General features: G+C 44.2%; 16 protein-coding genes and 1 pseudogene. All 17 read left to right on the top strand.

Translation table 11 applies throughout. The annotated features are described in order from the left end of the window. Complete coding sequence (locus ACXAC1_RS18175; protein WP_475063331.1) at positions 1-1344, top strand: dihydroorotase; 1344 nt, start codon at positions 1-3, stop codon at positions 1342-1344. 147 nt (positions 1345-1491) lie between these two features. After that, entirely contained in the window at positions 1492-2526 is a 1035-nt protein-coding gene (locus tag ACXAC1_RS18180; RefSeq protein ID WP_475063333.1) for a sensor histidine kinase, read from the top strand. Beyond that, positions 2523-3227 carry a response regulator transcription factor gene (locus ACXAC1_RS18185; protein ID WP_475063335.1) on the top strand — a complete coding sequence of 235 codons (705 nt, stop codon included), beginning with the start codon at positions 2523-2525 and terminating at the stop codon, positions 3225-3227. Before ACXAC1_RS18180 ends, ACXAC1_RS18185 begins: the two co-directional genes overlap by 4 nt. A 66-nt stretch (positions 3228-3293) precedes the next feature. Then, positions 3294-3947 carry a potassium channel family protein gene (locus ACXAC1_RS18190; protein ID WP_475063336.1) on the top strand — a complete coding sequence of 218 codons (654 nt, stop codon included), beginning with the start codon at positions 3294-3296 and terminating at the stop codon, positions 3945-3947. A 1-nt stretch (position 3948) separates the two neighbouring features. After that, complete coding sequence (locus tag ACXAC1_RS18195; RefSeq protein ID WP_475063338.1) at positions 3949-5313, top strand: TrkH family potassium uptake protein; 1365 nt, start codon at positions 3949-3951, stop codon at positions 5311-5313. A 111-nt stretch (positions 5314-5424) separates the two neighbouring features. Then, entirely contained in the window at positions 5425-6423 is a 999-nt protein-coding gene (locus ACXAC1_RS18200) for an ABC transporter substrate-binding protein (protein ID WP_475063340.1), read from the top strand. 3 nt (positions 6424-6426) lie between these two features. Further along, positions 6427-7479, top strand: a complete 1053-nt coding sequence (locus ACXAC1_RS18205) for a FecCD family ABC transporter permease (RefSeq protein WP_475063342.1) — start codon at positions 6427-6429, stop codon at positions 7477-7479. A gap of 44 nt (positions 7480-7523) precedes the next feature. After that, positions 7524-8264, top strand: a pseudogene (locus ACXAC1_RS18210) (ABC transporter ATP-binding protein); the annotation flags it as partial. Next, on the top strand, positions 8246-8677 hold the full coding sequence (locus ACXAC1_RS18215) for a pseudoazurin (protein ID WP_475063344.1): 432 nt from the start codon (positions 8246-8248) through the stop codon (positions 8675-8677). The pseudogene ACXAC1_RS18210 and the gene ACXAC1_RS18215, both read left to right, overlap by 19 nt. A 36-nt stretch (positions 8678-8713) precedes the next feature. Beyond that, positions 8714-9295: a GNAT family N-acetyltransferase gene (locus ACXAC1_RS18220; RefSeq protein ID WP_475063346.1), complete on the top strand. Its 582-nt coding sequence runs from the start codon at positions 8714-8716 to the stop codon at positions 9293-9295. Between the two features lie 88 nt (positions 9296-9383). Next, on the top strand, positions 9384-10070 hold the full coding sequence (locus ACXAC1_RS18225) for a response regulator transcription factor (RefSeq protein ID WP_475063348.1): 687 nt from the start codon (positions 9384-9386) through the stop codon (positions 10068-10070). Further along, on the top strand, positions 10067-11455 hold the full coding sequence (locus tag ACXAC1_RS18230) for a HAMP domain-containing sensor histidine kinase (RefSeq protein WP_475063350.1): 1389 nt from the start codon (positions 10067-10069) through the stop codon (positions 11453-11455). The genes ACXAC1_RS18225 and ACXAC1_RS18230 overlap by 4 nt, the downstream gene beginning before the upstream one ends. A gap of 132 nt (positions 11456-11587) precedes the next feature. Continuing rightward, the gene (locus tag ACXAC1_RS18235; RefSeq protein ID WP_475063352.1) at positions 11588-13573 is read left to right on the top strand and encodes a TonB-dependent receptor domain-containing protein; all 1986 of its coding nucleotides are present in this window, start codon (positions 11588-11590) and stop codon (positions 13571-13573) included. A 74-nt stretch (positions 13574-13647) separates the two neighbouring features. Further along, on the top strand, positions 13648-14820 hold the full coding sequence (locus tag ACXAC1_RS18240) for an ABC transporter substrate-binding protein (RefSeq protein ID WP_475063353.1): 1173 nt from the start codon (positions 13648-13650) through the stop codon (positions 14818-14820). Further along, positions 14813-15892, top strand: coding sequence for a FecCD family ABC transporter permease (locus tag ACXAC1_RS18245; RefSeq protein ID WP_475063355.1), 1080 nt, complete (start codon positions 14813-14815; stop codon positions 15890-15892). The genes ACXAC1_RS18240 and ACXAC1_RS18245 overlap by 8 nt, the downstream gene beginning before the upstream one ends. Further along, positions 15892-16650, top strand: a complete 759-nt coding sequence (locus tag ACXAC1_RS18250; RefSeq protein ID WP_475063356.1) for an ABC transporter ATP-binding protein — start codon at positions 15892-15894, stop codon at positions 16648-16650. Before ACXAC1_RS18245 ends, ACXAC1_RS18250 begins: the two co-directional genes overlap by 1 nt. Positions 16651-16883: 233 nt before the next feature. Further along, the gene (locus ACXAC1_RS18255) at positions 16884-17861 is read left to right on the top strand and encodes a DUF1852 domain-containing protein (RefSeq protein ID WP_475063357.1); all 978 of its coding nucleotides are present in this window, start codon (positions 16884-16886) and stop codon (positions 17859-17861) included. The last annotated feature ends 3 nt before the right edge of the window (positions 17862-17864 follow it).

A 17864-nucleotide genomic window follows, 5' to 3' on the forward strand; every position in this document is an offset into this window, starting at 1 on the left:
ATGATAGACGTTGATTTAGTAATACATAATGTGGATGTGTGGCTCCCTTCTACAAACGAAATGACCAATGTTGTGTGCCACAAAGGGAAAATCGTCGCGATCCAAAAAGACATCAGCGGCTTTCGTGCCCGATCAACTCTGGACGGCCAAGGCAAAACCCTTCTACCGGGCATCATCGATTCACAGGTGCACTTTAGAGAGCCTGGACTTGAACACAAAGAAACCATCGCCACGGGCACCAAAGGTGCCATTCTTGGCGGTGTAACCAGCATTATTGAGATGCCAAATACCTCTCCCCCAACTACCAATAGCGCAGCATTACAGAGAAAGTTAGACATTGCGAAAGAGAGCGCTTGGTGTCACTACGCCTTTTATGCCGGAGCAAGCGCCGATAACATCGCGGAGCTTCCCACATTAGAAAAGCTTCCCGGTTGCTCTGGTATCAAGGTATTCATGGGCAGTTCGTTTGGCTCACTTCTTGTCGATGATGATCAAGTACTACGAGATATTTTGTCGTCCTGCCAACGTCGGATTGCAATTCACGCCGAAGACGAACAGCGCTTAAAAGAGCGAAAAGTAATTGCTGAGAAATCAGGCAAAGTAGTGTCACACCCCGAGTGGCGCGATGTCACCAGTGCGCTGAAAGCGACTAAAAAAGTGGTAAGCTACGCACAGCAAACTGGCGCAAAATTACACCTTTTGCATATCTCCAGTGCCGATGAAATGGCCTATTTAAGAGAGCAAAAACAAGTACTTTCACCCAATCAAATCACGGTTGAAACTCTGCCTCAGTATCTGCATTTTCACGCGCCAAACTGCTATATCCAAAAAGGTAGTCGAGTGCAAATGAATCCACCGATCCGCGAGCGATACCATCAACACGCTATTTGGGACGCGATTCATGATGGCACTGTTGATGTGATGGCAACCGACCACGCACCGCACACATTAGAAGAGAAAAAACAAACCTACCCCGCTTCTCCAAGTGGCATGCCAGGGGTACAGACATTACTACCGATCATGCTCAACCAAGTCCATCTTGGCAAACTCACGTTACGAAAAGTCATTGAGCTAGTATGCGAAGGTCCTTGTCGAGTACTGGGTATTCAAAACAAAGGCCGTATCGAAGTGGGTTATGATGCAGACTTTGCTTTGGTCGACCTAAATCTTGAGCACACCTTTGAAGATTCCGAAATGGCCACTCAGTCCGGTTGGACGCCCTATCACGGCGATACCATCACTGGATTCCCCATTGCCACCGTGTTGGCGGGTGAAGTCGTAATGAAAGACGGAAAGCTGCTGACCCGCACCCATGGCGCACCACTTACTTTTGCATTGAGCTAATCAGATGTCACAGGCTGGAGGGTTGAGCACTCCCAGCTTGTGATAATCAGACTTCCATCAAGCTTAACTTTTATGGTTTTTTTACGCGCTCTGGAAGTTCGGCTTTGTTAAAGTGTTCAGCAAGTTTCAAACAACGGTTTCGACACGATGACAAAGCTGTTCTCTTGGGAGCATATACGCACTTCCAGCGCTGTGTTACTGGGCGTTTTGCTGTGTTCTTTTGCAATAGATTCGATGGTCAACTCCCCCATCGCAGTCTTGTTGTTGTTACAACTGGGCATTGTGATGGTGGCCTTTAAATGCTCACCGGCGTTTAGCTATCTCACAGCCTGTCTTGGGGCTATATGCTTTAACTACTTTTTTACTGCGCCCCGCTACAGTTTTCACATGTTAAATCAGGCTGACATTTTGAATCTGTTAGTGTTCTTGGTTGTCGCTCTGGTAACTAGCCAATTTGCCGTACGTTATCGCCAACAACAAACTTTGATCGATCAAGTTCGCCTTAGAAATCAGATCTTACTCTCCGTTTCCCATGATTTACGTACACCTTTAGCAGGTATTATTGGTAATTTGTCGACTTTTAAAGAATATCAAGCGCTGCTAACGGACTCTGAAAAAGACGAATTACTAAATAGCGCAACAGCCGAGAGTCATCGTTTGCATCAATACATGGAAAACCTTTTGCAAGCGACAAAGATGGTTCATGGCAGTGTTCGTTTAGACAAGGAGTATTGTTCGCTTGCCTCGATTTTGGAAGGATTAGCGACGAAAGTGAACGCTAACGGTTTACGAATGGCATTGTCCGTCGATGCAATTGATAACATTGCGATCAATAGAGAGCTTATTGAACAGGCACTTTTTAACGTTATCGATAATGCACTCACCTATTCGCTGAAAGATTGGCCCATCACGTTAAAAGCCTCCCATCACCAGACCAGTATCCGAATTGATATCTTTAATACTGGGATTACCCCTTCGGCGGAGGATCGCATCCATATGTTTGATTTGTTCTACTCTCGACGCCAAAACATTTCTACCGATAAGGGCACTGGACTTGGATTAAGTGTTGCAAAGGGCATCATTACGGCACATGGCGGCTCCATTGAATGTGTCAAAGTAGATACTGGATGTTTGATGCGTATAGAACTACCAAAGGATGATGCAGCTGAGGTTCGCACATGACTTATAAAATATTGTTGGTGGATGACGAACCTGAAATCCATACCTTCATTCGCATTTCTTTAACGGCTGAAGGCTTCCAATATATAGGTGCGAGTTCACTTGAAGACGCCCGAGAACAATGGTTACAGCATAAGCCTCATCTAGTGATTTTAGATCTTGGTTTACCAGACGGAGATGGCAGCGACCTACTTCTTGAAATTCGTTCTCAGGCAAAAACGCCCGTTCTAATGCTTACAGCCCGAGATCAAGAAGACGAAAAAATTCGATTACTCGAAGCCGGTGCCAATGACTATTTGACAAAGCCATTTGGCATTCGAGAGCTAATTACGCGTATTAAAGTGCTGGCTCGAGACTTATTAACAGAACCAAACGTTCAAGATCGCATTTGTTTCGGGCCTCTCACATTGCAACACAGCACTCATCAGTTCTGGGTATCCGACAATGAAATTTCACTGACCAAAAAAGAATTTGCTTTTATGGCTCTATTACTTGAAACACCAGGGCTTTTGGTCAAGCAATCCGAGCTACTGCAACGTATTTGGGGTCGCACACATGTGGACGACACACACTACCTTCGAATACTGATCAGTCAATTACGTAAGAAACTAAATGACTGCGAAGATGCGCAGCACATTATCAAAACCGAACCAGGTGTTGGATATCGACTTACCTTATCAGAGCATTTAGATAACTCCTCTTAATACATTTCTTAATCATTCTTAGATCTGATTTTTAAAACTCCATTTAAAGTTTAAAGAAGGTTTTTAATGGCACATTTTACTGTCATTGGACTCGGGCGTTTTGGTATCGCTGCGAGTCTCGAACTCGTTCATCTCGGACATACGGTTACAGGAATAGACTGTGATGCCAAAGTAGTAGATCAAATAGTCGATCAACTGACTCAAGTCGCTATTTGTGATGGAACGGATGAAAACACATTACGCGAGCTGGAACTGACACAAAGCGAAGCTGTGTTAGTAGCCATTGGTGAGGATATGCAGTCTAGCCTGTTATGTACTTTGGCATTGAAGAATCTCGGGGTTAAGGAGATATGGGTAAAAGCCACAACCAAGGCTCACCATACTATTCTCTCAAAACTCGCTGTTCAGCGTATCATTCACCCTGAAGAGGATATGGGGATCAGGGTCGCGCAAGCACTCAATTACCCCATGGTAAATAATTACCTACCTCTTGGGCATGGTCTCTATGTGGTTGAGATCAACATCAAAACAGCGTTAGATGGTGTGACGATGGGGCGCTTGCTAGGCAAATTGAAATCAACGGTTCGAGCGTTGTTGGTTAAGAGAGGCGATCAATTAGTCGAAGAGATCGACTTAGCTTTTACTCTGAAAAAGAACGATACCCTACTCTTATGTGGCACAAGATCCGAACTCAAGTATCTCGCACCTAGGTTGGTGTAAGATGATTCAATGGCACCCTAAGCACATTCCTATTGAACGCAGCTGTACATCTGCAAAAAAGATACAGTACGCCCCCTACACAATTTTAAGCGGTGGCTTTTTATTGTTAATCATCATCGGTGCGGCCCTACTTAAATTGCCGATTGCCACTTATGAACCCATTTCATGGGTTCAATGTTTCTTTACCGCCACATCCGCTGTCACAGTTACCGGATTAGTCGTGGTCGATACTGGCTCCGCATTCACTGTATTCGGTCAATTGGTGATTGCGCTATTGATCCAGTTGGGGGGCTTGGGACTCATGACGTTTGCCATTGTGACCTTGATTGCCCTTGGGGGACGTATCGGATTTCTAGAAAAAGTGGTCGCAAAGGAAGCTTTTAATCAGACGGACTCTTCGACACTCATCACTACGGCCAAGTCTGTCATCATCTTTGCCTTAACGGTAGAGTTGGTGGGCATGCTGATTTTAGCAATGTATTGGAGTGATGAATTAGGTTGGCAAACCAGTTTGTTTCATGGCTTTTTCTATACCATTAGCGCTTTTAACAATGCTGGATTTGCTCTCAGTGCCGACAGTCTCATTCCCTATGTCAGTGATCCTGTTGTAAACATCACCATAACTGCATTGTTTATCATCGGAGGGCTTGGTTTCTCAGTTTGGATTGATATTAAGCGTAAGAAACGCTGGTCGAAGCTGACTGTGTATAGTCGCTTAATGATTCTCGGCACGATTGCACTGAACAGTGTTGCATTAATCGCTATCTATTTGATTGAGCAAGATAACCCAAACACACTCGCCCCCTTAAGTGAATCTGGCAAATGGCTTGCGGCTTGGTTTCAGGCTGTGACCCCCAGAACTGCTGGCTTTAATACCTTACCCATTGATCAATTAGAAGACTCATCCACTCTAATGATGTTAATGCTAATGTTTATTGGCGGAGGCTCTATGAGCACGGCAAGCGGCATCAAGGTTGTTACCTTTATCGTTCTACTACTGGCGACCTACTCTTTCTTAAGAAGAGATGAACAGGTACTGGCGTTCAACCGGGAAATTTCCAAAGAGAGCATTAAAAAAGCCTTAGCAATCACCATGATTTCTTCCGGAGTGACATGGTTAGCGGTTTTCTTGCTACTGCTTACTGAGCAGGCTCCTATGCTGGATATTCTCTTCGAAGCGGTATCAGCACTCGGTACGGTAGGCTTGTCTCGTGGGCTCACTAGTCAACTCACATCACAAGGTGAATTCATTATCATCGTTCTAATGTTTATAGGTCGTGTGGGACCGTTGACCCTCGCTTATATTTTGGCAGCACCGCGTCAAAAAAAACTGCGCTTTGCGGAAACAAAAATAGCAATTGGGTAAGAGTGGTGATGAAAACGACTCAGTCAAATGAGAATTATTTTTTATAGCAGAGCATTAGGATAGCCTTTAAAATGACGCGCTTTGATCAATCATATTGGTAACGGAGTTCCAATGAAGTCAGTTTTTTCTATGTCGCTAATCGCGACGGCCTTGCTTAGTTCTACGCACACCTTAGCTACGGAATATCCTTTAACCATTGAAAACTGTGGTTTTACGCATACCTATCAACAAGCCCCTCAAAGCACTGTGACAGTTGGCCAAGCAGCTGCAGAGATTTTGTACACATTAGATCTTAGCGATAAAGTTAAGGGCACCTCAGTTTGGTTTAACGAAGTCCTGCCTGAGTTTAAAGAAGTCAACGCTGGCATTCCGCGTTTGGCCGACAATGATCCAAGCTTCGAGTCAGTTTTGGAGAAGCGACCTGAGCTAGTGGCCGTGCAATATGAGTGGCATGTGGGTGATCAAGGCATCGTGGCGACGCGAGACATGTTCCATGACGTAAAGGTTCCAACTTACATCCTACCGACCGACTGTGACAACAAAGACAATTCAGTGGGCCTTGATGGAACTCGTCTAGATCAATTCTCAACCGCTGCACTGTATAAGTCGATCGATCAATTATCAGATATCTTTGATGTGTCTGATCGAGGTGATCAATTAGTGGCGTCTTTAAAACAACGTGAAAGCACTGCCATCGAACGTGCTAAAGCGGCGGGTAGCCAAGGTAAAACGGCTGTTTTCTGGTACTCAAGTGCGGCGATGGACATTGATCCATACGTTGCTGGTCAAAAAGGCGCAGCGGGCTATTTAATGAAAACCTTGGGCATTGAAAACGTAGTTCAGTCTGATGAAGAATGGCCAACGGTGGGTTGGGAAACGCTCGCCAAAGCTAACCCAGATATTATCGTGATCGCGAAAATGAACCGTCGTCGCTTCCCTGCCGATGATTTTGAGAAAAAGCTAGCATTCCTCAAAAACGATCCAGTAACGAAAGAGATGGATGCAGTGAAACAAGGCAATATTGTTATCATGGACGCCTTGGAAATGGACGCGACCATTCGTCTCATCAATGGCCTTGAGAAACTGACTGACGCAGTGGAACAACTCTAATCCATGCCTTTTCAGTTATTAAATGGAGTGATGTCACGTCACCCTTTTTTATTTGTTTTGCTCACAGTGTTGGTGTTGCTGGCCGCGATCACGACTGGTGTCGCGGTGGGGGAAACCAATATCGATTTCACCACCGTTGTTCAGGCCATTGCTAATGGTGCATTTGGCGCTGACTACCCTATCCATCCCATTGATCAAGGCGTTATTTGGAATTATCGCCTCACGCGCACATTAGTGGCGGCATGTTGCGGTGCGGCCTTAGCGGTTACGGGGCTGGTGCTTCAATCACTGTTACGAAATGCGTTGGCTGACCCTTATTTGCTTGGGATCTCTGCGGGGGCTTCCACTGGTGCAGTCATGGTTACCATTGCGGGAGTGGGTATTGGTGTCTTAAGCATGTCTTTTGGCGCTTTGCTTGGAGCAATTCTGGCGTTTGGTTTCGTTATGCTACTGTCGGCTCTCGCTTCAAAGCGCCGTAGTGGCCATATCTCTACTCAGATTATCTTAGCTGGTATTGCTGGCTCCCAGCTATTTAATGCCTTGACGGCGTTTGTGATCGCTAAATCTGCCAATGCTGAGCAAGCCAGAGGGATTATGTTCTGGCTATTGGGTAACTTATCAGGTGCTCGCTGGCAAGAAGTAAGCATGTCTGTACCTGTTCTTATCGCAGGGTTGGCTTTGGTTATTTGGCATGCTCGTTCATTAGATGCTTTCTTGTTCGGCTCGGATGCGGCAGCGTCTATTGGGATTTCCGTTCGCCGTGTGCAAGTGGTTCTGATTTTTGGTACCGCGATGATGACAGCCGTTATGGTGTCGATGGTGGGCGCCATTGGTTTTGTAGGTCTCGTTATCCCCCACGCTGCCCGGTTTATCTTTGGTAGCTCCCATTTAATCTTAGCGCCTGCATGTGCCGTGATTGGCGCTCTGTTTTTAATCTTTTGCGACATTGGTTCGCGCATCGTTATCCCCGGCCAAGTATTGCCAATTGGCGTGGTCACCGCCTTAATTGGCGCACCGTGCTTTGCGTTGGTGTTGATCAAAGGACAGAAGCGGTGAATCTAACGGTCTCTAACGTTCATTACCAACTGGGTAAAAAAACACTGCTGCGAGATATTTCCTTTGCCTTAGAAAAGGGAGAGCGCGTTGCTTTAATTGGCCCTAACGGGTGCGGTAAATCGACGCTGCTGCGTTTGATTTGCGGCCTTAATAAGCCAAGTTCTGGCCATATCGCATTAGATGATATCGCTGTCCAGCACTATCCTAGGCGGACGCTTGCCCAGCACCTTTCGTTTGTTCAGCAAAAAGCCACCACCGAAGAATTGGTTAAAGCAGAAGACGCCGTTGCCCTAGGTCGCACTCCTTGGATTAAAGCCTTTGAAAGGTGGGGCACTGCCCACCAATCTCATGTCGATCACGCCCTAGAAAAAGTCAGCATGACACACAAGCGCCAGCAGCATTGGCACACGCTGTCTGGCGGGGAACAACAACGTCTTCATATTGCGCGAGCACTCGCACAGAACACGCCTTTTATCGTCATGGATGAACCCACCAATCACCTCGATATTAAGCAACAAATGGTGGTGCTCTCTTTGATTGAAAACATTCAACGTACCATGCTGGTTGCCGTCCACGACTTAAACCATGCGTTACGTTTTGATCGCATTATTGCCATGAAAGACGGTCGATTGATTGCACAAGGCAAGCCTTCAGAGTTAATCAGCGAAGCGTTTATTCTTGAGCTATTCGATGTTCATTCCCGCATCATTCGCTCGCCTGATCACCCTCCTCATATACAACTTTTGAATAAACAAGGAACGATATCATGTTCAAGTCTTTACTGACTGTATTAGGCACTAGCCTTATTGCCAGCACGCTTTACGCGGCACAATATGAAGTAAAAATGGTCAACCGTAATCAGCTCGGTGCCATGTCTTACGAGCCAAGTTACTTAAATATCCAGCCTGGTGATACGGTCAAATTTCTTCGTACTGCGCCAGGCCACAATGCCGCGACGATCGCTAACATGTGGCCAGAAGGTGCAGCAACATTTCGCGGTAACATCAATGAAGAAATCGTAATGTCTTTTGATCAGGAAGGCATTTATGGCATTGAATGCACACCCCATATGGCAATGGGCATGGTAATGGTTATTCAAGTAGGTAACAAAGACCTAAATGCTGTATCCGCGCCTGAAAGCTTGCCACAGCGGGCGCAGAAGCGTATTGCAGATATTAAACAGTTCTATGCAAACTAAACCTTCTTTAAAAATATCAAAGAGACTTTTATCTGCATGAGCGAAGTATCTATCAAGTTAATCAATGAAAATCACCTTGCCAGACTGGTTGAGTTAGCAAATAACCCTAATATCAGCAGCACTAGCGGCGTACCTGTAAATTGTCAGCTCGATGATGCTAAGGCTTGGTTAGCGTCAAGTACTGAACATAAAATCGGTGTCCCCAGTACACCAGAGTTACACTTTACGATTTTTCAGCAAGATATAATCGTCGGCTGCTGTATCTTAAAGAAAATCAACTACGGCAATCAAACCGCAGAACTGTCCTACTGGGTTGGAGAGCCTTTTTGGGGACAAGGTATCGCAACGCACTCAGCACGCTGTTTATTAAATACTGCCTTTGAAATACTTAAGCTTGTAAGAATAGATGCCCATTACTTGAAACTGAACAATGTGGCTTCAGGTTCAATACTCAAAAAGCTGGGATTCACAGCGGAAAGCAACCGAACGGATCTGCCTGTTGATGGTCGCTTTAGTTGCTTCTATGAAGACGTTTGGACCTTTGTGTCCATCACAAAAGAAGTATTTACAGAACCGAAATTAAATAGCGCCTCGGCCTCTAACTTAGAAACAAAGTGATATAACGAGCTTTACAGAATTGAAACCGTGACATACATTCATCATAAAGTTATATTAATGTGAATAATTATCATTAAGAATAACAAATATGTATGACGCAAACATTCTGATCATCGAAGACGACCTCTATCTTGGACAACAGATTTCGCAATTACTGAAGACAAAAGGACTACAAAGCGAACTCTGTCATGATGGTGAGCAAGGGCTCTTGAATGCACTAAACACCCCTTATGACTTAGTCCTTCTAGATGTAATGCTACCCAGTATGGATGGCCTTAAAGTTTTAAATCTCTTACGTAAAGAGCGCCATACCCCGGTCATGATGTTAACAGCTTTAGGCGCTGAGGAAGATCGAATCAGAGGCTTGAGCTTCGGCGCCGATGACTACCTCCCTAAACCCTTCAATTTCACAGAAATGAGCTTACGTGTAGACGCGTTACTAAGACGCACAGGCCGTAACAACACAAAAGACATTGATCTTAAATTAGTTGATGAATCACTTGAGTTAAACCGGACAGAGCAATCAGTCGCCTACCTTAGCAATCAAATTGAGCTTACGCCCATACAATTCAGAATGCTTTGGTTATTGGTAGAAAATAAAGGCGAAGTTCTCACCAAAGCTTTTCTATCACAAATTGCTCTGGGCAAAGCCTTCAGCCGTTACGATAGAAGCCTAGACATGCACTTAAGTCGTATTCGGAAAAAACTGATTAACGCAGGCATGCCAAATGAGCACTTGAGTACAGTTCATGGTAAAGGATACCGTTATCGATGAGAAAGCGATTATTTTGGAAGCTGTTAGGTGTTATCGCTGTCAGTACCGTACTTATGTTTTGGCTAATCGATTTAATTGTCAGCCATACTGAAGATAGCATGAGCTATATTGATCAAAAATATCGAAACGAGTTACGCTCTTATGCCGCAACAGCTGAGCATATGATGAACACTCAAGGTGAAGATGTTTTAGCGGATTGGATTCGAGATTTAGAAGAAAGGGAAGATACTTGGGTCGCTATTGCAAAGCCCGAAATACAAACCTTCGCCCAGACTGAACTATCCGATCACTATAAGTCCGTATTTACATTAGCACGAAGTGTAGATTGGAAAATCCATTTATATTTCAAACAAAACCCCACTATGGATATTCCTTTTTCGGATGGTGAAACTCGCTTTTTGATTCAATTACCTCAACGTATGCGCCCCGGTAGTAACCTATTGATTGTGGATCTATTACTACAAATCGCCCTGCCATTTTTGATTCTTTGCTTTATCAGTTACTTCTTATATCAACAGGTAATGAGGCCATTGAAGCAACTGGAGCAAGCAACCAAACTCTTTAGTGACGGAGACTTTAGCGTACGAGCAAATAAAGATCTGACGAGTAAACCAGATGAGCTTACTCAATTGGCAGTCACATTTGATCGGATGGCCGTTCGCATAAGTACACTCATCGTCGACCAGCGACAACTTCTTGCAGATTTATCGCACGAACTGCGCACACCATTGACTCGACTAGGCATCGCAGTTGATTCAGTGGAGCAAGACTTAGATAAACAACAGGCTTTACAAAGGCTACGATATGAATCTGCCAACATGCAGGGGTTAATCGATGATGCCCTTACTCTTGCCTGGTTTAATACTGAGTCTCCTTCTTTAAGCAAAGAAGAATTAGACATAGCTGATCTTCTTCACGTGATTATTGAAGACGCACGTTTTGAATTCCCAGAACATAGCCTTACTCTACAAATACCTGACTCTGAACTGATCATTCAAACCGCACAACAAGCCTTGGCTGCAGCCATTGAAAATATCATCCGAAACAGCCTCACCCACACACCTATAGGCCGTTGCGTAACAGTACACCTACGACAAACAGCGACGGAGTTTGTACTAACAGTTGAGGACGAAGGCCGTGGTGTACCCGAGCAACACTTAGAAGACATCTTTATACCATTTTTTAGGGTTAATCAGACTAAGCATGGCTCTGCTTGTGTCAGCTCAACTAAAACAGGGTATGGCTTAGGATTGGCCTTAGCCAAACGACAGATACTGGCACTTGGTGGCAACATTCAAGCTAAAAATAGGTATGACGATCAACGCAATTGTATGGGTTTAACTATGTTGATAACACTTCCTACTCAGACTTCTCCTGAAGGTTAAGAACAACATCGTGTTAAACCACTAAATTAGAACTTATGAAAATGTAACAGTTGTAAAACTTGTTCACATTCTTTACTTAAAAACGATAATGACGCCTATAAATATCAATCATTCTCATTTAGAGGAAATATTGTGCGTACTTTATCCTTTACCCTTTTCCCCAGAACTATCCTTGCCGTTGCAATCGCTCAAACAACACTTACAAGCGCTGCATGGGCAAATGAAGAAGCGGCGGTCTTAAACGAATTAAAAGTTGAAGGCCGTGCTATCACTGAGTTAGATCAGACAGTCACAAGCACAGAAATTGAGCAGCGCCAAGCCACTAATCTAGAAGAACTTTTTCGTGGTGAAAGTGAAGTCTCTGCGGGTGGGCCTGTAGCCATGGGCCAAAAACTCTACGTTCGAAATATTGGTGAAGACTCCCTTAATATTACCATTGATGGTGCTGAGCAATCTGGCGCAGTCTTCCACCACTCTGGCCGTATTTCCGTGGAGCCTGAACTGCTTAAACGCGTTGAAGTTGAAGCGGGACCAGCCAGTGCAACAGCAGGCCCTGGAGCTTTAGGTGGCTCAGTTCGCTTCGAAACCAAAGATCCAAATGACTTGCTTTCAGATGGTGAAACTCTAGGTGCTATCTTGAAAAGCACCTACAGCAGCAATGGTGATAGTCTAAGAAACAGTGCAACGGTTTATGGTCAAACGGAGTCAGGAAAATTAGGTGGGTTAATTCACCTAACGGATGCCAAACGTGACAACGTAGAAGACGGCAACGGCCAAGAAATCGAAGGAAGTGAATCTGATAAACAACTCGGGTTTGCTAAGATCACTGCGGCATTGACTAATGAGCTAGACATGTCAATTAGTCATGAGCGTGTGGATGAAGAAGGCGACATTGTTTACAAGCCTGAATGGTTAGCCGGTCCGCGAAACGTTCCAGAGCCTACGACTGGTGAGCGCGAAACGACCACATTAAATTTCAATTTCGTCGATGCGGACAACGATCTTATAAATAGTCGTGCGGTTATTTACCATACGAAAAATACCCAAGGGCGAGAGTTTCGCGGCACCAATTACAGCGGTTATGTTGAAACATCAGGTTTAACACTTGAGAACACCAGCTTTGCCGGAGATCATGAGCTCACTTATGGTATCAATTACCGAGATGACAAAAGTTACCTTAACGATGTCGACAGCGCCCCCTACAAGTTTTCCGAAACAGGCTCGGTTAAGGGTATATACGTACAAGATACGATTCTAATGTCCGATGCGTTCACCCTTTCAACTGGTGTTCGCTATGACCATTATGAGCTGGATGATGTGAATGATCAGTCCTACTCTGAAGGAGGCTTCTCACCAAATATTGGTGCAGTGTACGACATTAATAGCCGCTTGAGCATTCATGCCAACTATGCAAAAGCATTACGAGGCCCAGAAATAAAAGATGCTTTCAAGCTATCTAGTTCAAGTAATAGTACAAATTTAAAAGCTGAAACCGCCAGCAATACAGAAGTCGGCTTTAACTATCATAACAACCAACTGAAGATTGGCGCTGGCCTTTATCATTCTGAAATCAAAGATCCAATTGGCACCCCGCTACCTTGGTCTAAAGTTTATGAAAACCTTGATCACGGAATTGAAACCGACGGCTTTTACTTTGATGTGAACTATCAAATTGCACGTTTGAGCGCTGGACTTCATTTCCATACAGCCGATACGACAATGAACGGTGAAGCAGTTACTCGATACGTATTCGGCTCAACAGCTAATTCAATGGGCGACACCATAGCTTTAAATTTGGATTATCGCTTCACAGACAAATTCATGGCTGGCTGGTCAACAGAGTATGTGCGCGACTTAAATAACATCCAACTAAATGTTGGTAGCGATGAGCTTAATATTGATAAGCCTGGCTATACAACACATGGTTTATACGCTCGCTGGTTGCCGATGGGAAGTGATCATCTAACTCTATCATTGACCATCAACAATCTATTTGATGAACAGTATATCAATCATGCGAGTGTCGCCGATTACACAGACAATGCTGGTTGGGAAAGTGTTTCTGGCGCCCCTTCAGCGGGTCGTGATATTCGCCTAAGTGCTGCACTGAAGTTCTAGTTTTCCCCTTTGTGCCAAGCTTTCTACGTGGAAAGCTTGGCTTTTTTAATCTTATCAAATGGGTTGAGCCTACCATGTTTACCTTATTGTCTTACCGCTCTTTGCTAACCATGCTTTTCGCAAGCTTAAGCTTGTGTATGTCCATCTCTCTAGCACAAGCTAAGCATTTCACTGTACAAGACTTAGCGGGTCGAGAGATTACCTTTGAGCAGACGCCTAAGCGCGTAATATTAGGCGATAGTCGGTATCTCAATGCCCTTTCAGTACTGTTGCCTCAAGACCCCACTGCCAACATTGCCGCAATGCTTTCTGACCTCAAATACATCGACTTTGGTACCTACATTGCCTATCGAAATAAATTCCCAAACATCGACAGTATTCCTATCATCGGTAAAACAACAGCTCACAGTTTCAGTGTCGAAAAAGCCATTGCGTTGGGAGCAGATTTAGCCATTTTTAGCTTAGATGGACATGGCCCAAACGCTCGCCATGGCGACATTATTGCAAAACTTGAAAAAGCAGGTGTTCGTGTTGTTTTCATCGACTTCCGTAAAAGTCCGCTAGCTAATACACCCAAAAGCATTCGTCTGTTAGGTCAAATATTTGATAAAAGCTCTCAAGCTGATCGATTTCTTGATTTTTACCAGCAAGAACTCGACAAAGTAAGAACAGGACTTTCTGCTGCTAAAGAGAAACAGCGTGTATTTATTCATAGTCGTGTAGGTGTTTTGAATGAATGCTGTGAAACTATGGTTAGAGGAATGATGGCGGACTTTGTAGATCATGCAGGAGGAGAAAATATCGCCAAAAGTATTGTTCCTGGCAGCGCTGGTGTTATGAATTTAGAGCACCTCCTTACCAATCAGCCCGATGTCTATATTGCTACTGCTGTGGGTTCTAAAGGTATGTCCAATGAGGATGGAGAAATCATTGAGCACCCTTATGTAATGTTAGGAGCAGGCACCCCTGAAGCAGACGCTCGAATATCACTACGCAAAGCTTTAGAACGAGAAAACCTCCAGCATTTGAATGCAGCAGAGCATGGCCGAGCCCATGCAATTTGGCATGGCTTTTATAACTCCCCACTCAATGTTGCAGCTGTTCAGCGTATCGCCAAATGGCTTTACCCAGAGCTATTTGCTGATCTTGACCCTGAAGCAACTTTGGCAAGAATTTTTAAAGAATTCCAAGCCATTGATCAAACTGGAGCTTATTGGGTAAGCGTCACAAACGATAGCCATGATTAAATTTCGTTCTATAGCTACGCACAATTCAACCGCTTCCCTTGCTAAGCGCTATCAAGATCATATTCGATGGCGCTTCATTTTGGTGTCCGGATTATTTGTCAGCACTTTCGTTGCGCTCATTATCGATTTGATACAAGGCCCGTCTGGACTCACTGTAGCAACCCTGCTTCAAGGGTTAATCAATCCAGATAGTTTGCCAGTAGCACAACAAGTCATTATTTGGGATGTACGCCTTCCATATGCACTCATGGCAATTGTAGTCGGTGGTGCCTTAGGGCTCGCTGGTGCAGAAATGCAAACCGTACTCAACAACCCACTTGCTAGCCCCTTTACTCTTGGTGTCGGTGCCGCTGCGACATTTGGAGCATCTATTGCAATTGTCTTAGATACCAGTCAATTCGGTATCAGTCATACCTTTGCTCTACCTGTATTTGCTTTTATTTCAGCAGGACTGGCATCACTTTTAATTTTAATTGTTTCCAGCACATTGGGAGGCAGTATTCAAAGTGTTTTGCTATTTGGTATTGCCTTGATGTTTGGCTTAAACTCGCTGGTAGGTATCCTACAATTCGTTGCTGATGAAGGAGCATTACAACAAATTGTTTTCTGGACAATGGGCAGCTTATCTCGAGCAGATATACCAAAAGTATTAATAGTAGGCGCGGTGTTACTAGCATGTATACCACTTAGCTTAAGAAACGGTTGGTCCATGACCTTACTTCGTAGCGGTGAAGAACACGCTGTTAGCATGGGCATTAATGTTCAGCGTTTACGCATAATAACGTTGCTCAGGGTAAGTTTGCTCACGGCCACAGCTCTCTCATTCGTAGGTGAAATTGGCTTTATCGGCCTTGTCGCGCCTCACATCGCTCGAATGCTAGTTGGAGAAAGTCATCGCTTTTTCTTAATCGGTAGCATCCTCACTGGTGCTTTATTGCTATCTCTATCTTCCATCGCTAGTAAAACAGTCATTCCAGGGCTGATTCTACCTATCGGGATGGTCACTGCATTAGTCGGCATACCTGTCTTTGTGGCATTAATTTATCAACATCAAAAACGAGGTGCTCACTAGTGCAGTTATCGATACGCAACTTCAGCATAGGCTATGGTAAACGGTTTCTGTTTCAGGATGTTAATCTCAGTGACATCCAACCAGGCTCTTTAGTTGCTGTGCTTGGGCCCAATGGCGTCGGAAAATCCACTTGGGTAAAAGCGTTGGCTGGACTTAATACTTACAAAGGGAATGCTTTACTGGGTGGTATCGAGTTAAACAGTATGAGCCAAAACCAACGATTACAGAAGATTGGCTATGTACCTCAAACGTTACCACAAGGAAGTAACCTTCTAGCTTACGAAGTCGTATTAAGCTCAGCGAGCAGCAAAGTTAGTCGACAGGCTAAAGAGCGGGTTGAAGAGACATTTATCTCTCTTGGCATTGAGCATTTAGCAATGAAAGCTATGCATCAACTTTCTGGTGGTCAAAAGCAAATGGTTAGTTTAGCTCAAGCTTTAGTACGCCGGCCTAAACTGTATTTGTTGGATGAACCGACTAGTGCCTTAGATTTGAACTGGCAGATTCAAGTTCTTGAAGCTGTTAAAAAAGAAGTACATGAAAGTCATAGCATTGCCCTATTAATCAGTCATGATATTAACTTAGCCATACGTCATTGTGACCAAGTATTGTTACTAGGGAAAGAGCAAATCTTAGGGCAAGGCAGTGCATTCGAGACACTGTCAAACAAGAGTATTAAGCAAGCATACAACGTCTCAGCTCGAATAGAACGCTGCTCTCAAGACCAACCAATTATCATTGTAGATGAAGCCCTCTGACGAACAGCAGGCCAATAAGAGTGATTGCAGCAACTATCTAGATGTTAATCGTTTAGATGACCCAAAATCAATTTTACTCATGTTATACTGAAAACAACAAATTTTACTCATAATTAATTTCCAACTACTGTATTCCTACACATCACAGCAACTGACTTCTGGAGAATTTAACAGATCAAAGAAGGCAGGAAGTCTAACTGGGTGCGATCCCCATAAGATAGGAAGAGTTGAGCATGAGCCAAGCATTTGAATTTTCAGTAAGTACTATTCGGTTTGATGAGCACTATCAGCCGTCCGAAAACACACGTATCACAACAAATTTCGCCAATCTAGCGCGTGGCAAACGTCGCGAGGCCAATCTTCGTGATACGTTACGAATGATCAATAATCGCTTTAATGCTCTGGCCAACTGGGACAACCCGACGGATGATCGCTACTCTGTAGAACTTGATATTGTGTCGGTGGATATTGATGTGACTGGAAATGGCCAGACCTTTCCTACCATTGAGATTCTTAAAACGGAAATCGTTGATCAAAGAACAAATGAGCGCATTCCAGGTTTAGTGGGCAATAATTTCTCATCTTATGTGCGCGACTACGATTTCAGCGTATTGCTACAAGAACACAATAAAGATAAACAGGGTTTTAGTATTCCCAATAATTTTGGTGCGCTACACGGCAAGATTTTTCAGAGCTTTGTTCAGTCTTCAACTTTTAAAGAACATTTCAGCAAGCTGCCGGTGATTTGTTTAAGCGTTTCTGAAACCAAAATCTATCAGCGAACCGAAAATAAACACCCTATTCTCGGCTTTGAATACATTCCAAATGAGTCCTCGCTCACAGAAACCTATTTCAAACAAATGGGATTACAGGTGCGCTATTTCATGCCTGCCAACAGTTCCGCGCCGCTGGCGTTCTACTTCTTTGGTGATCTTCTTAACGATTACACCAACTTAGAACTTATTGGCACTATTAGCACGATGGAAACCTTCCAAAAGATCTATCGTCCGGAGATTTACAATGCCAACGCTGCCGCTGGCGAGCGATTCAAGCCCAGCCTAAAACATCCTGATCACTCGCTCACTCAGATCGAATACGACCGAGAGGAACGAAGCCAATTGGCAGTCAAACAAGGAAAGTTTACTGAGGAGCATTTTATTAAGCCTTATCAAACGATTCTGAACCAATGGTCGGCCAACTTTGGTCTGTAATTG

The sequence above is a fragment of the Marinomonas sp. AWM4_232 genome (genome assembly GCF_056158325.1).

Excerpts from the sequence above, each read along its gene's own strand:
- ACXAC1_RS18200 (WP_475063340.1), top strand. The coding sequence starts at position 5,425 with ATGAAGTCAGTTTTTTCTATGTCGCTAATCGCGACGGCCTTGCTTAGT.
- ACXAC1_RS18205 (WP_475063342.1), top strand. The coding sequence starts at position 6,427 with ATGCCTTTTCAGTTATTAAATGGAGTGATGTCACGTCACCCTTTTTTA.
- ACXAC1_RS18215 (WP_475063344.1), top strand. The coding sequence starts at position 8,246 with ATGTTCAAGTCTTTACTGACTGTATTAGGCACTAGCCTTATTGCCAGC.
- ACXAC1_RS18195 (WP_475063338.1), top strand. The coding sequence starts at position 3,949 with ATGATTCAATGGCACCCTAAGCACATTCCTATTGAACGCAGCTGTACA.
- ACXAC1_RS18230 (WP_475063350.1), top strand. The coding sequence starts at position 10,067 with ATGAGAAAGCGATTATTTTGGAAGCTGTTAGGTGTTATCGCTGTCAGT.
- ACXAC1_RS18220 (WP_475063346.1), top strand. The coding sequence starts at position 8,714 with ATGAGCGAAGTATCTATCAAGTTAATCAATGAAAATCACCTTGCCAGA.
- ACXAC1_RS18175 (WP_475063331.1), top strand. The coding sequence starts at position 1 with ATGATAGACGTTGATTTAGTAATACATAATGTGGATGTGTGGCTCCCT.
- ACXAC1_RS18185 (WP_475063335.1), top strand. The coding sequence starts at position 2,523 with ATGACTTATAAAATATTGTTGGTGGATGACGAACCTGAAATCCATACC.
- ACXAC1_RS18255 (WP_475063357.1), top strand. The coding sequence starts at position 16,884 with ATGAGCCAAGCATTTGAATTTTCAGTAAGTACTATTCGGTTTGATGAG.
- ACXAC1_RS18180 (WP_475063333.1), top strand. The coding sequence starts at position 1,492 with ATGACAAAGCTGTTCTCTTGGGAGCATATACGCACTTCCAGCGCTGTG.
- ACXAC1_RS18190 (WP_475063336.1), top strand. The coding sequence starts at position 3,294 with ATGGCACATTTTACTGTCATTGGACTCGGGCGTTTTGGTATCGCTGCG.
- ACXAC1_RS18240 (WP_475063353.1), top strand. The coding sequence starts at position 13,648 with ATGTTTACCTTATTGTCTTACCGCTCTTTGCTAACCATGCTTTTCGCA.
- ACXAC1_RS18245 (WP_475063355.1), top strand. The coding sequence starts at position 14,813 with ATGATTAAATTTCGTTCTATAGCTACGCACAATTCAACCGCTTCCCTT.
- ACXAC1_RS18225 (WP_475063348.1), top strand. The coding sequence starts at position 9,384 with ATGTATGACGCAAACATTCTGATCATCGAAGACGACCTCTATCTTGGA.